This is a genomic window from Candidatus Pseudomonas phytovorans (genome assembly GCA_029202525.1).
Taxonomy (GTDB): Bacteria; Pseudomonadota; Gammaproteobacteria; order Pseudomonadales; family Pseudomonadaceae; genus Aquipseudomonas; species Aquipseudomonas phytovorans.
Map to the genome: position 1 here is coordinate 5,046,799 of CP119325.1, position 12,886 is coordinate 5,059,684.

Annotated in this window: 10 protein-coding genes and 6 tRNA genes; 2 read left to right on the forward strand and 14 right to left on the reverse strand. The window is 62.8% G+C overall.

What is annotated here, in order from left to right; all coding sequences use genetic code 11:
* Nucleotides 1–24: 24 nt before the first annotated feature.
* Both leuD and leuC read right to left on the reverse strand, forming a co-directional pair.
* Nucleotides 25–669, reverse strand: a complete 645-nt coding sequence (gene leuD, locus P0Y58_22125) for a 3-isopropylmalate dehydratase small subunit (protein ID WEK29572.1) — start codon at nucleotides 667–669, stop codon at nucleotides 25–27.
* The gene (leuC, locus tag P0Y58_22130) at nucleotides 666–2,099 is read right to left on the reverse strand and encodes a 3-isopropylmalate dehydratase large subunit (GenBank protein WEK29573.1); all 1,434 of its coding nucleotides are present in this window, start codon (nucleotides 2,097–2,099) and stop codon (nucleotides 666–668) included. Before leuC ends, leuD begins: the two co-directional genes overlap by 4 nt.
* 131 nt (nucleotides 2,100–2,230) lie before the next feature.
* Between leuC and P0Y58_22135 the strand changes: the two genes are divergently transcribed.
* Entirely contained in the window at nucleotides 2,231–3,109 is an 879-nt protein-coding gene (locus P0Y58_22135) for a LysR family transcriptional regulator (protein WEK29574.1), read from the forward strand.
* Nucleotides 3,110–3,170: 61 nt separating this feature from the next.
* Complete coding sequence (locus P0Y58_22140) at nucleotides 3,171–6,467, forward strand: PAS domain S-box protein (protein ID WEK29575.1); 3,297 nt, start codon at nucleotides 3,171–3,173, stop codon at nucleotides 6,465–6,467.
* A gap of 59 nt (nucleotides 6,468–6,526) precedes the next feature.
* Here the strand turns inward: P0Y58_22140 and P0Y58_22145 are convergent, their stop codons facing one another.
* From P0Y58_22145 to gltX, 12 genes are all read right to left on the reverse strand, one after another.
* Entirely contained in the window at nucleotides 6,527–6,970 is a 444-nt protein-coding gene (locus P0Y58_22145; protein ID WEK29576.1) for an Hsp20 family protein, read from the reverse strand.
* A gap of 224 nt (nucleotides 6,971–7,194) precedes the next feature.
* Complete coding sequence (locus tag P0Y58_22150; protein WEK29577.1) at nucleotides 7,195–8,166, reverse strand: tRNA-dihydrouridine synthase; 972 nt, start codon at nucleotides 8,164–8,166, stop codon at nucleotides 7,195–7,197.
* Nucleotides 8,167–8,217: 51 nt separating this feature from the next.
* Nucleotides 8,218–8,652: a thioesterase family protein gene (locus P0Y58_22155; GenBank protein WEK29578.1), complete on the reverse strand. Its 435-nt coding sequence runs from the start codon at nucleotides 8,650–8,652 to the stop codon at nucleotides 8,218–8,220.
* A gap of 102 nt (nucleotides 8,653–8,754) precedes the next feature.
* Entirely contained in the window at nucleotides 8,755–9,588 is an 834-nt protein-coding gene (locus tag P0Y58_22160; protein WEK29579.1) for an alpha/beta fold hydrolase, read from the reverse strand.
* Between the two features lie 15 nt (nucleotides 9,589–9,603).
* Complete coding sequence (locus P0Y58_22165) at nucleotides 9,604–10,143, reverse strand: TetR/AcrR family transcriptional regulator (GenBank protein ID WEK29580.1); 540 nt, start codon at nucleotides 10,141–10,143, stop codon at nucleotides 9,604–9,606.
* A gap of 174 nt (nucleotides 10,144–10,317) precedes the next feature.
* Nucleotides 10,318–10,393, reverse strand: a tRNA-Glu gene (locus P0Y58_22170).
* A 42-nt stretch (nucleotides 10,394–10,435) separates the two neighbouring features.
* Nucleotides 10,436–10,511: transfer RNA gene (locus P0Y58_22175), tRNA-Ala, on the reverse strand.
* A 62-nt stretch (nucleotides 10,512–10,573) separates the two neighbouring features.
* Nucleotides 10,574–10,649, reverse strand: a tRNA-Glu gene (locus P0Y58_22180).
* Between the two features lie 41 nt (nucleotides 10,650–10,690).
* Nucleotides 10,691–10,766, reverse strand: a tRNA-Ala gene (locus P0Y58_22185).
* A 53-nt stretch (nucleotides 10,767–10,819) separates the two neighbouring features.
* Nucleotides 10,820–10,895: transfer RNA gene (locus tag P0Y58_22190), tRNA-Glu, on the reverse strand.
* Between the two features lie 72 nt (nucleotides 10,896–10,967).
* A tRNA-Ala gene (locus P0Y58_22195) sits at nucleotides 10,968–11,043 on the reverse strand.
* A gap of 281 nt (nucleotides 11,044–11,324) precedes the next feature.
* The gene (gltX, locus tag P0Y58_22200; GenBank protein ID WEK29581.1) at nucleotides 11,325–12,806 is read right to left on the reverse strand and encodes a glutamate--tRNA ligase; all 1,482 of its coding nucleotides are present in this window, start codon (nucleotides 12,804–12,806) and stop codon (nucleotides 11,325–11,327) included.
* Nucleotides 12,807–12,886 lie beyond the last annotated feature (80 nt).

The window sequence follows — 12,886 nt, forward strand, 5'->3', positions numbered from 1 at the left end:
GGCCGGCACTGTCATCTACATACTTCAGGCATCACGGAACAGCCAAGGCTGCCCGGCGCGGTGCTTGCCTTCGAAGGCCTTGATCGCATCGCCGTCCTGCAAGGTCAGGCCGATGTCGTCCAGGCCGTTGAGCAGGCAGTGCTTGCGGAACGCATCGATCTCGAAGTGCAACACCTTGCCATCCGGGCGGGTCACCGCCTGCGCTTGCAGGTCGATGGTCAGCTGGTAGCCGGGGTTGGCTTCGACCTGCTTGAACAGCTCGTCCACTTCCTCATCGCTGAGGATGATCGGCAGCAAGCCGTTCTTGAAGCTGTTGTTGAAGAAGATGTCGGCAAAGCTCGGCGCGATCACGCTGCGAAAGCCATACTCGTCCAGCGCCCACGGGGCGTGCTCACGGCTGGAGCCGCAACCGAAGTTCTCCCGCGCCAGCAACACGCTGGCACCCTGGTAGCGTTCGTGGTTGAGCACGAACTCGGTGTTCAACGGGCGCTTGCTGTTGTCCTGGTAAGGCTGGCCCACATCCAGGTAACGCCATTCGTCGAACAGGTTAGGGCCAAAGCCGGTGCGCTTGATCGACTTCAAAAACTGCTTGGGGATGATCTGGTCGGTGTCGACGTTGGCACGGTCCAACGGCGCGACGAGGCCAGTGTGCTGGGTAAAGGCTTTCATGCTGCGCTCCCTTGGATCAACTCGCGGACATCGATGAAGTGGCCGGTCACCGCAGCAGCGGCAGCCATGGCCGGGCTGACCAGGTGGGTACGGCCACCGGCGCCCTGACGGCCTTCAAAGTTGCGGTTGGAGGTAGACGCGCAGTGCTCGCCGCTCTCCAGGCGGTCCGGGTTCATCGCCAGGCACATCGAGCAGCCTGGCTCACGCCATTCGAAACCGGCTTCGACAAAGATCTTGTCCAGGCCTTCGCGCTCGGCCTGGGCCTTGACCAGGCCCGAACCCGGCACGACGATGGCTTGCTTGACGGTAGCGGCTACCTTGCGGCCCTTGGCGATTTCGGCTGCAGCGCGCAGGTCTTCGATACGCGAGTTGGTGCACGAGCCGATGAACACCCGGTCCAGCTGGATATCGGTGATCGCCTGGTTGGCGGTCAGGCCCATGTACTTCAAGGCGCGCTCGATCGAACCACGCTTGACCAGGTCGGCCTCGGCAGCCGGGTCTGGCACGCGCTGGTCGACGGCCAACACCATCTCGGGCGAGGTGCCCCAGCTGACTTGCGGCTTGATCTGCGCAGCGTCCAGCTCGACCACGGTATCGAATACAGCGTCGTCATCCGACACAAGGTCTTTCCACGACTCGACCGCTTGTTCCCACTGCTGCCCCTTCGGCGCGTACGGGCGGCCTTCAACGTAAGCAACGGTGATGGCGTCGGTGGCCACCAGGCCCACACGGGCGCCGGCCTCGATGGACATGTTGCAGATGGTCATGCGGCCTTCCATCGACAATTCGCGAATGGCGCTGCCCGCAAATTCCATGGCGTGGCCGTTGCCGCCGGCGGTGCCAATCTTGCCGATCACGGCCAGCACGATGTCTTTGGCGGTTACGCCGGCCGGCAATTGGCCTTCCACACGCACCAGCATGTTCTTCATCTTCTTGGCGACCAGGCACTGGGTGGCGAGCACGTGCTCGACCTCGGAGGTGCCGATGCCATGGGCCAAGGCACCAAAGGCGCCGTGGGTGGAGGTGTGCGAGTCACCGCAGACCACGGTCATGCCGGGCAAGGTGGCACCTTGCTCCGGGCTGATGACGTGAACGATGCCCTGGCGCTCGTCATTCATCTTGAATTCGGTGATGCCGTATTCGTCACAGTTCTCGTCGAGGGTCTGCACCTGCAGGCGCGACACCTGGTCGACGATGGCCTCGATCCCGCCCTTGCGCTCTGGCGTGGTCGGCACGTTGTGATCGGGGGTGGCGATGTTGGTGTCGATGCGCCACGGTTTGCGGTTGGCCAGGCGCAGGCCTTCGAAGGCCTGGGGCGACGTCACTTCGTGGATGATGTGGCGGTCGATGTAGATCAAGGACGAGCCGTCATCACGGCGCTTGACCTCATGGGCTTCCCAGAGTTTGTCGTAGAGCGTTTTGCCAGCCATCAGACTGTTCCTCATCAGCGTCTTTCTATGCCAAAAACCCCTTGGCTTGTATGGACGATGCTATGGGGTTAGATTGAATAACTCAAATTCATAATTTTTATGCTTTGGATAACCCAAAGGAATACATCCTCATGGACCTGGCCAACCTCAGTGCCTTTATTGCCATTGCCGAAACCGGCAGCTTTTCCGGGGCTGCCGAGAGGCTGTTCCTGACCCAGCCAGCCATCAGCAAACGCATTGCCGGGCTGGAGCAGCAGCTGGGTGTGCGGCTGTTCGACCGCCTGGGCCGCGAAGTGACCCTGACCGAGGCCGGGCGCGCCCTGCTGCCGCGGGCTTACCAGATTCTCAATGTCCTTGATGATACCCGACGGGCGCTGACCAATCTGACCGGGGCTGTGAGCGGTCGCCTGACCCTGGCCACCAGCCACCACATCGGCCTGCACCGCCTGCCGCCGCTGCTGCGGGCATTCACCCGCGAATACCCGGCGGTGGCACTGGATATTCAGTTCATGGATTCGGAACAGGCCTACGACGAGATTCTGCATGGCCGCGCCGAAATTGCCGTGATCACCCTGGCACCCGAGCCGCACCACCTGGTCAAGGCGGTGCCGGTGTGGGACGACGCCCTGGACTTCGTCGCCGCCCCCGAGCACCCGCTGGCCAACAACCAGGCGGTCAGCCTGGCCGATGTCGCCCGCCACCCGGCGGTATTCCCCGGCGGCAACACGTTTACCCACCATATCGTCCAGCGCCTGTTCGAAAGCCAGGGCCTGACGCCGAACATCGCCATGAGCACCAACTACCTGGAAACCATCAAGATGATGGTGTCGATCGGCCTGGCGTGGAGCGTATTGCCGCGCACTATGCTCGACGAACAGGTTGCACCCATCGCTTTGCCCGGCATACAGCTGTCGCGCCAGCTAGGCTACATTCTGCATACGGAGCGTACGCTGTCGAACGCGGCCAGGGCATTCATGGCCCTGCTCGACAGCCACGCAGGGCCCGCCTGACCGGCCGTCAGCCCGGTATTTCCAATTCAAGGACGCGTCATACGCCAAAGGTCTGGTACCGATGCCCAAATCAGCAAACCGCTTTTTGCGCCTGCCGCGTATCCCTGCGGCCGACCCCCAGGAGTCGGAACAGGCCTGGCAGAACGCCCCACAACTGCTGGCCGCGCTCAACGGCGCGCGCCTGGGGGCCTGGCTATGGGATATCGAAAGCGGCCGGGTCAGCTGGTCTCGGGGCACCCAGGCCCTGTTCGGCTTCGACCCCCAGCGGCCGTTGCCGGCCGATGTCGACTACCTCGACTTGCTGCCCGAGGAGGACCGCGCACGCACGCGCCAGGTGTTCCAGGCGGTGTTCAACGGCGAGCCGGTGGAGCAGGCCATGCGCCACCGTATTCGCTGGCCGGACGGCAGCCTGCACTGGCTGGAGATCAACGGCAGCCTGACCCACGACCAGCATGGCCGGCCCCAGATGATCGGGGTGATCCGCGAAATCACCCGCCAGCGCGAGCGGGAAACCGCGCTGATCAATTCGGAAAAGCGCTTCGCTACGCTGTTCCACCTCAGCCCCAACGCCATTCTGCTGACCCGCCGCCACGACGGCATGATCTTCGAGGTCAACCAGCATTTCGAAGACATGTTCGGCTGGCCCGGTAGCCAGGTTATTGGCAAGACCAGCCTGGAGCTGGGCCTGTGGGTCAACCCCGAACAACGCCACCAAGTGATGGAGTCGACCCGCGCCAGCGGCGGCCCGCTGATCATGGAGGTGCAGTTCCGCGCCACCAGCGGCAAGGTGCACGACGGCATTCTCTGCACCCAGGGCATCGAGCTGGAGGGCGTGACCTTCCTGATCAGCACCTTCGTCGACACCACCGAACGCAAGCGCGCCGAACAGGCCCTGAAGGACAGCCAGGAACGCCTGGACCTGGCCCTGGACTCGGCGCAGCTGGGCACCTGGGACTGGCATATCCCCAGCGGCATGCTCTACGGCTCGGCCCGCGCCGCGCAGCTGCACGGCCTGCCGCCCACGCCGTTTCACGAATCGTTCGATGCGTTTTTCGAGGGGGTGCCGGAGCAGGAACGCAACTCGATGCGCCAGGCCTACCGCAGCCTGCGTGAAGGCCCCGCCGGCAACTACCAGATCACCTACCGGGTGCAGCTGGAAAACGGCATTTCGCGCTATATCGAAAGCCGCGCACGGCTGTACCGCGACGAGCAGGGCAACCCGCTGCGCATGGCCGGCACCTTGCTCGACATTACCGACCAGGTGGAGCGTGAGCAGCGCCTGAGCGCCTCGGAAGAGAAGTTTGCCAGCCTGTTCCAGGTCAGCCCCGACCCGATCTGCGTCACCCGCCAGGATACCGGCCAGTTCATCGAGATCAACCCGGCATTCAGCCAGACCTTTGGCTGGGACAGCGACCAGGTGATTGGCCGCACCGCCGAGGAAATCGGCCTGTGGGCCGAGTCCATCGAGCGTGCACAACGTATCGAGCGGGTCATCCGTGAGCAGGCGCTGAGCAACGTCGCTGTGGTGGTCAACCACCGCGACGGTGCGCCATTGACCTGTGTGATCTCCAGCCGCCTGATCACCGTCGACGACCAGCCCTGCAGCGTTACCACCCTGCGCGACATTACCCAGCAGCAACGCGCCGAGGCGGCGCTGAAGTCCAGCGAGGAGAAGTTCGCCAAGGCCTTCCATTCCAGCCCCGACGCCATCACCATCACCGAACGCCACAGCGGCCGCTACCTGGAAATCAACGATGGCTTCTGCCGCCTGACCGGCTACAGCGCTGGCGATGTGGTTGGCCACACGGTGTACGAGATCGGCATCTGGGCCGACGACAAGCAGCGCAGCGCGTTGCTGGCCGAGTTGCGCGAACGCGGCCGGGTGCATCACCGGGAAATGCTCGGGCGCAACAAGCGCGGCGATATCCTTACCGTGGAAGTCTCAGTCGAGCCGATCACCCTCAACGAAGTCGACTGCCTGCTGCTGACCGCCCGCGACGTCAGCCTGCTGAAGAACGCCCAGGCACAGATACGCCACCTGGCCTACCACGACCCGCTGACCAACCTGCCCAACCGCGCCCTGCTGATGGACCGCCTGAGCCAGCAGATCGCCCTGCTCAAGCGCCACAACCTGCGCGGCGCCCTGCTGTTCCTGGACCTCGACCACTTCAAGCACATCAACGACTCGCTGGGCCACCCGGTGGGTGACACGGTGCTGAAAATCATCACCGCCCGTCTGGAGGCCAGTGTGCGCCTGGAAGACACGGTGGCCCGCCTGGGCGGAGACGAGTTCGTGGTACTGCTCAGCGGCCTGGAGGGCAGCCGTGAGCTGGTGGAGGAAAAAGTCCGCGAACTGGCCGACACCCTGCGTGAGCTGCTGGCTGAACCCATGTCACTGGATGGCCAGCGCCTGCAGGTAACGCCCAGCATCGGCGTGGCGCTGATCCCCGACCACGGCACCACCCCGGCCGACTTGCTCAAGCGTGCCGATATCGCCCTTTATCGGGCCAAGGACTCCGGGCGCAACACCACCCAGTTGTTCCACACCACCATGCAGAAGGCCGCCAGCGAGCGCCTGCGCATGGAAAACGACCTGCGCCTTGCCTTGGCCCGTGGCGAGCTGGCACTGCACTTCCAGCCACAGGTGGATGCCCGCGACAACCGCATCGTCGGTGCCGAGGTGCTGCTGCGCTGGCACCACCCGCAACTGGGCCAGCAACCGCCCGCACAATTCATTCAGGTGCTGGAAGAAAGCGGCCTGATCCTGGAAGTTGGCAGCTGGATACTCGACGAAGCCTGCGATGCTTGCGCACGCATGCTGAACGACGGACTGGTCGACGCTGATGATTTCAGCCTGTGCGTGAACATCAGCCCACGCCAGTTCCGCCAGAACGACTTTGTCGGGCGCGTGCTGCGCAGCCTGGACGACTACCAGCTGCCTCGGCACATGCTCAAGCTGGAAATTACCGAAGGCATCGTCATCCAGAACCTTGAAGACACCATCAGCAAGATGCGCGAACTGAAGCGCTACGGGGTGAGTTTTGCCATGGACGACTTTGGCACTGGATATTCCTCGCTGACTTACCTCAAGCGCCTGCCAGTCGATGCGCTGAAGATCGACCAGACCTTCGTGCGCGATGCACCGATCGACCCCAACGACGCAGAAATCGTCCGCGCCATTGTCGCCATGGCCCGCAGCCTGGACCTGGCCGTGATTGCCGAGGGCGTGGAGCTGACCGAGCAACTTGAGTTTCTCGAACGGCTGGGCTGCCACCTGTACCAGGGTTACCTGCACAGCCGGCCATTGCCGTTGCCAGAGTTTCGCAAGATGCTGCTGGAGGCACCGGCGGATTACTGACCGCGTCAGCGCCACAAAAAAGGGCATCCCTGAGGATGCCCTTTTTCACAGCTACGCGATCAGTTCAGCGCTGGTTTGTCGCCATTGATCGGGATGCGCTTGGCCTTGGCTTCTTCAGGCACGATGCGCAGCAGGTCGATGCTGAGCAGGCCGTTGGCCAGGCCGGCGGCTTTCACTTCGATGTGGTCGGCCAGGCGGAACGACAGCTTGAAGGCGCGCTGCGCGATACCCTGATGCAGGTAGGTCACTTCAGCGGTGCCATTGTCGCGTTTGCCACCGGTCACGGTCAGGACACCTTTCTCGACCTGCAGGTCGAGGTCCTGCTCCTGGAAACCGGCTGCGGCAACCACAATGCGGTAGTGGTCTTCGCCATGCTTTTCCACGTTGTAGGGCGGGTAGCTGCTACCGGCCTCATTACGTGCCGCGGATTCGAACAGGTCGTTGAAACGGTCGAAACCAACGGAATGGCGGAACAGTGGAGCGAGAGAGAAAGCGGTAGTCATGGTCATAAACTCCTGAGATTCAGCAAGTAAGTCATTACGCGACCCGACTTCGGCATCGCGTACTCAAGAGATATGGCCGAGGGAAATGCTTTCAAGGGGCAAGCCGAAAAAATCTGAAATCGGTGTTGCCCTTTTCGCGGGCACGCCCGCTCCCACAGGATCACCACAGGCCTCAGGACCGGTGCGATACCTGTGGGAGCGGGCGCGCCCGCGAAAGGGCCGGATCAGGCAACACAAGCCTCGAAGGACATTGCATCAACCCCCAGCAACCGGCTGATCCGTGCGCAATCATCTTCCCGGCGCAACTCGGCAAACAACACCACCGCCTCGGGGTAACTGCGGGTCAGCATGGCCAGCCACTGCTTCATCCGCCCCGGCGCATAGCGCGGCGACAGCTTGGCCTGGGCCTGGCGCCAGAACTCGCGCAACAACGGCAGCAGGTCGTCCCAGCTCATCGGCTGATAGTCGCGACCGTCACGCGCTGCGGCAATCTGCAGGCCCAGGTCAGGGCGCGATACCAGACCACGGCCCAGCATGATGTCTTCAGCGCCACTGACCTCCCGGCAACGCCGCCAGTCATCCACAGTCCAGATCTCGCCATTGGCAAACACCGGCACCTTGACCACATCCTGCACCCGCGCCACCCACTCCCAGTGCGCCGGCGGCTTGTAGCCCTCGACCTTGGTCCGGGCATGCACCACCAGGTGCGCCGAGCCGCCCTCGGCCAACGCCGTGGCACATTCCAGCGCACCGTCGGGGCTGTCGAAGCCCAGGCGCATCTTCGAGGTCACCGGGATATGCGCCGGCACTGCGCGGCGCACTTCACGCACGATGGCGTGCAACAACTCAGGCTCTTTGAGCAGCACCGCCCCGCCGCGTGACTTGTTCACGGTCTTGGCGGGGCAGCCGAAGTTCAGGTCGATCACTGGCGCACCCAGCTCACAGGCCAGCGCCGCGTTTTCTGCCAGGCACACCGGGTCCGACCCCAGCAACTGCACGCGCATGGGCACCCCGGCAGCCGTGCGCGCACCTTGGCGCAGCTCGGGCGCCAACTTGTCGAACGAGGACGCCGGCAGCAGGCGGTCGCACACGCGAATGAACTCGGTGACGCACCAGTCGATACCGCCCACGCGGGTCAATACGTCGCGCAGGATGTTGTCAACCAGCCCCTCCATGGGGGCCAGGGCAATTTGCATGTCGGGGTCTCGGCGGAAAAAGCCGGCAGTCTAGCAAATATTGCCGGGGTTTCAGGCGCCGATCAGCGCCGCGCCGTAACCGTCGATGAATTCCGCTGGCATGCGCCGGGCTTTGCCGCTGGACAGCTCGATGCAGGCAAAGGTGGTTTGCGCACGCAGCAGGGTTACGCCGTCACGCGGGCGCTTGAGCTGGAAGCGCCGGGTCATGCGCAGGCGCTGGTCCCAGTCGATAATCCAGGTGGCCAGTTGCAGTTCGTCGTCCTCGTAGGCGGCGGCCAGGTAATCGATTTCGTGGCGTACCACCGCCATCGCCCGGTCCAGGCGCCGGTACTCGGCCAGGTCCAGCCCCAGGCGCTGGGAATGGCGCCAGGCGCAGCGCTCCAGCCAGGTGACGTAGACCGCGTTGTTGGCGTGGCCGAGGCCGTCGATATCCTCACTGCCGACGCGCAGGTCGATGACGAAGGGTGTTGCCAGGTCCCAGCTCATGTTCGCTTCCTTGGCAAAAAAGGGGATTTAGCAGCGACCTGTGGGGTAATGTCCAGCCCCGTGAGACTGACGCGGCCCTGTAGGAGCGCGTCAGGCCTGTAACTAGGCGCTTTGCCGCGCTGGCGCAGCCGACTGGGCCAGCAACTCGAGCACTGCGTCACCCACCCGGGGATCGGACAGCACCCGCTGGTGCCCACCCTGCTCCAACAGCATCAGGCGACTATCGAACCAGGCCTTATGGATTACCTGAGCTTCATCGGCAGCCACCAGAGCATCATCGGCAGCATGCACCACCAACCCCGGCAACTCCAGCTGGTAGCCTGTCACATCCAGCCGTGCGATCTGCATGCCCACATCCCGCTCCACCTGGCGAATGAAAGCCGCCCGCGCGCGCGCCGGCATCCCCAGGCGATGGGCAAAACCACGCAGCACGCCCAGCAGCCGCGCCGGGGCGGCAATGCTGACTGCTGCCTCAGTGCGCAGCCCCATCTGCAAGGCTAGCAACACACTGGCACCGCCCATCGAGTGGCCAATCACCGCTCGCAGCGGCGGCAACTCGGCGGCAGCTTCAAGCAGTGCTCGGGCAAACAGCACTACATTCGCCTGCTCGCCAGGTGAACGCCCATGCCCTGGCCCCTCCAGTGCCACCACCGTGTGCCCGGCCAGGACCAGGGTTTCAATCAGGGCGGCAAACTGGGTCGGGCGCCCTTCCCAACCATGCATCAGCAGCACGGTCGGGCCTTTGCCCCAGCGCAAGGCCGACAAACCGAAGCGCAGGGTAATGCGCTCGGCGCTGGCCAGCACGGGCAGCTCCCAATCCCGGGGCGGCAAATTGCGTGGGGTCATGAAAGCACGGCGCATCTTGCCCGCGACATGCTCGGGGGCCAGGCGGCCCAGGGTGCCATTGACACCACGAATCCAGCTCAGGGTAGTCATCGCCATGCTCCAGGGTTAAAGCACCGCCGATTTGGCGGCGCGCAGAATACGGTCAGACAGGTCACTGGTACCCAAGGCACGGGCCAGGGCAAGGCCGCCGACCATCAGCGCCAGGTCGGCCAGGGCCTTGTCGGCATCTTCGGGACAGTCGACCATGGCAGCGGTCATCAGCTCGATGTGCTCGGCCAATACCTCGCGGAAGACCTCCGGCAAGCGCTGCATCTCGCCCAGCGAATTCGGCAGCGGGCAAGCGTGCACTTCGGCATCCCGGTGTTTGCGCGACAGGTAGAAGGCACTGGCCAGCGCCCGCCTCCCTGCACCATCCAGGCTGGGGTCGATCTGGGCGAGCAAGGCGCGGCGCTCGCCCAATAACTGGCGGAACGCTTCGAGCATCAGCTCGTCCTTGCTGTCGAAGTGGGCATAGAAACCGCCTACGGTCAGGCCTGCCGCCCCCATCACCTGGCTAACGCTGGGCTCGGCCGGGCCGTGCTGGATCAGCGCACTGCGTGCAGCTTCCAGAATGCGCTCGCGGGTTCTGCTCTTCTTGTCGCTCATCAGGCACTCGCCAATCAAAATATGATGATCGAAATATTATATTCATCATATTTTTTTGGCAAGTGAAATTTCACGCCGCTTGTCAGCTGCGAAATTTTTTGCAAGAGAGAAAAAACAAAAGGCCCATTCAATAAGCGAATGAGCCTTTAAAGTCCCGCAAAACGCGGGTAAATATGGCGTCCCCTAGGGGACTCGAACCCCTGTTACCGCCGTGAAAGGGCGGTGTCCTAGGCCACTAGACGAAGGGGACGTAACCTTCGCGAAGATTCACATGCGTGAACCCTGGCAGAAATGGTGGAGCTAAGCGGGATCGAACCGCTGACCTCCTGCATGCCATGCAGGCGCTCTCCCAGCTGAGCTATAGCCCCGAAACAAAAGGCTCATCAATAATCGACAAGCCTTTTTAAGCCCTGCAAAACGCAGGAAAAAGTGGCGTCCCCTAGGGGACTCGAACCCCTGTTACCGCCGTGAAAGGGCGGTGTCCTAGGCCACTAGACGAAGGGGACGTAACCTTCGTGCCGATCCGCTTACGCGAACCGCGGCAAATTGGTGGAGCTAAGCGGGATCGAACCGCTGACCTCCTGCATGCCATGCAGGCGCTCTCCCAGCTGAGCTATAGCCCCGGATTTCTAGCCTCGCGGCCCAGCGACATGATGAAACATCGCTTGTGTAAAACTGGCGTCCCCTAGGGGACTCGAACCCCTGTTACCGCCGTGAAAGGGCGGTGTCCTAGGCCACTAGACGAAGGGGACGAACCTTCTTACCTTCAAGACCCGGTTGCTGGACCCGGTCTTGCTTATCAGCCTTGGCTGACAAGCGGAATTTGGTGGAGCTAAGCGGGATCGAACCGCTGACCTCCTGCATGCCATGCAGGCGCTCTCCCAGCTGAGCTATAGCCCCACAATGTCGCTCTGAACTGAATCGCTGGCTGGGTGCCTGGCGTTTCATTTTCGTTCATCGCTGTGGACGGGGCGCATATTAAGATCGGATTGCATGGCTGTCAAACGAAATTTTGAAATTAATCAAAAGTTTTTTCACAGATAACAATCACTTACCGCCCTGCCCGGCTACTTCAGGCCCCTTTGAACCTGTGGGAGCGGGTTAACCCGCGAATGCGATGGTGAATTCATTGCAGCATTCGCGGGTTAACCCGCTCCCACAGGGTTCGGCTTACGGCCTTATCAGGCGATGGAGGCCAGCAGCTTTTCCCACTCTTTGTTTTCTTTCTTCGAAACGCCACCCAGCAGGTCCAGGGCCTGGCGCAGGCGATAACGGGTCAGGTCAGGGCCGAGGATTTCCATGGCGTCCAGTACCGACACCGAGCTGGCCTGGCCGGTGATGGCGGCAAACATCAGTGGCATGGCATCACGCAACTTCAGCTCCAGCGCCTCGACCACGGCCTGGATGCAGCCGGTGATGCGCTCTTTTTCCCATTGGCGCAGGCTTTCGAGCTTCCACAGGATCAGCTGGATCACCTGGCGTACCTGGTCGGCCGACAGTTTCTTGCTTTCGAACAGCTTGGCATCCAGCTTCAACGCGCCTTCGAAGAAGAACCCGCCCAGCGGCGCAACCTGGCTGAATGTCTCGACCCGGCCCTGCACGTGCGGGGCGATCTTCATCATGTAGTCGCTGTTGAATGCCCACTTCTGCAGGCGCGCGGCAAATTCCTCGACCGGCAGTTCGCGCAGCCACTGGCCGTTGAGCCAGGACAGCTTCTCGATGTCGAAGATCGGGCCGCCCAGCGAAATACGCGACAGGTCGAAGTGCTCGACCATCTCGTCCAGCGAGAACTTCTCGCGCTCGTCCGGCATCGACCAGCCCATGCGGCCCAGGTAGTTGAGCATCGCTTCAGGCATGAAGCCCATGCGCTCGTAGAAGGTCACCGAGGTCGGGTTCTTGCGCTTGGAAAGCTTGGACTTGTCCGGGTTACGCAGCAGCGGCATGTAGCACAGCTTGGGCTGCTCCCAACCGAAGTATTCGTACAGCTTGATCAGCTTGGGCGCCGACGGCAGCCACTCTTCGCCACGCAGCACATGGGTGATACCCATCAGGTGGTCGTCGACCACGTTGGCCAGGAAGTACGTCGGCAAGCCGTCGTTCTTCATCAGCACCTGCATGTCCATGCGGTCCCACGGGATCTCGACATCGCCACGCAGCATGTCCGGTACCACGCAGATACCTTCGCTCGGCACCTTCATGCGGATGACGTGTGGCTCTCCAGCGTCCAGGCGGCGCTGCACTTCCTCGGCGCTCAGCAGCAGTGCGCGGCCGTCGTAGCGCGGGGTTTCGCCGCGGGCCTGTTGCTCGGCACGCATCTGATCCAGCTCTTCGGCGGTGCAGAAGCAGTAGAAGGCGTGACCGGCGTCAACCAGCTCCTTGGCATACTTCGCGTAGATCTCGCCACGCTCGCTCTGCCGGTACGGGCCGTGCGGGCCGCCCACATCCGGGCCTTCGTTCCATTCGATGCCGAGCCAGCGCAAGGCGTCGAAGATCTGCTGTTCCGACTCGCGCGTGGAGCGCAGCTGGTCGGTGTCTTCGATGCGCAGGATGAACTCACCGCCATGCTGCTTGGCAAAGCAGTAGTTGAACAGGGCGATGTAGGCAGTGCCGACATGGGGGTCGCCGGTCGGCGATGGCGCGATACGCGTGCGTACGGTGGTCATGGAAGGTCTCGAACTGAAGATGAAACAAAGGCGCGATGTTAGCAGGAGGCAGGCACCGGGCTCCAGCAATGGCGCGAACG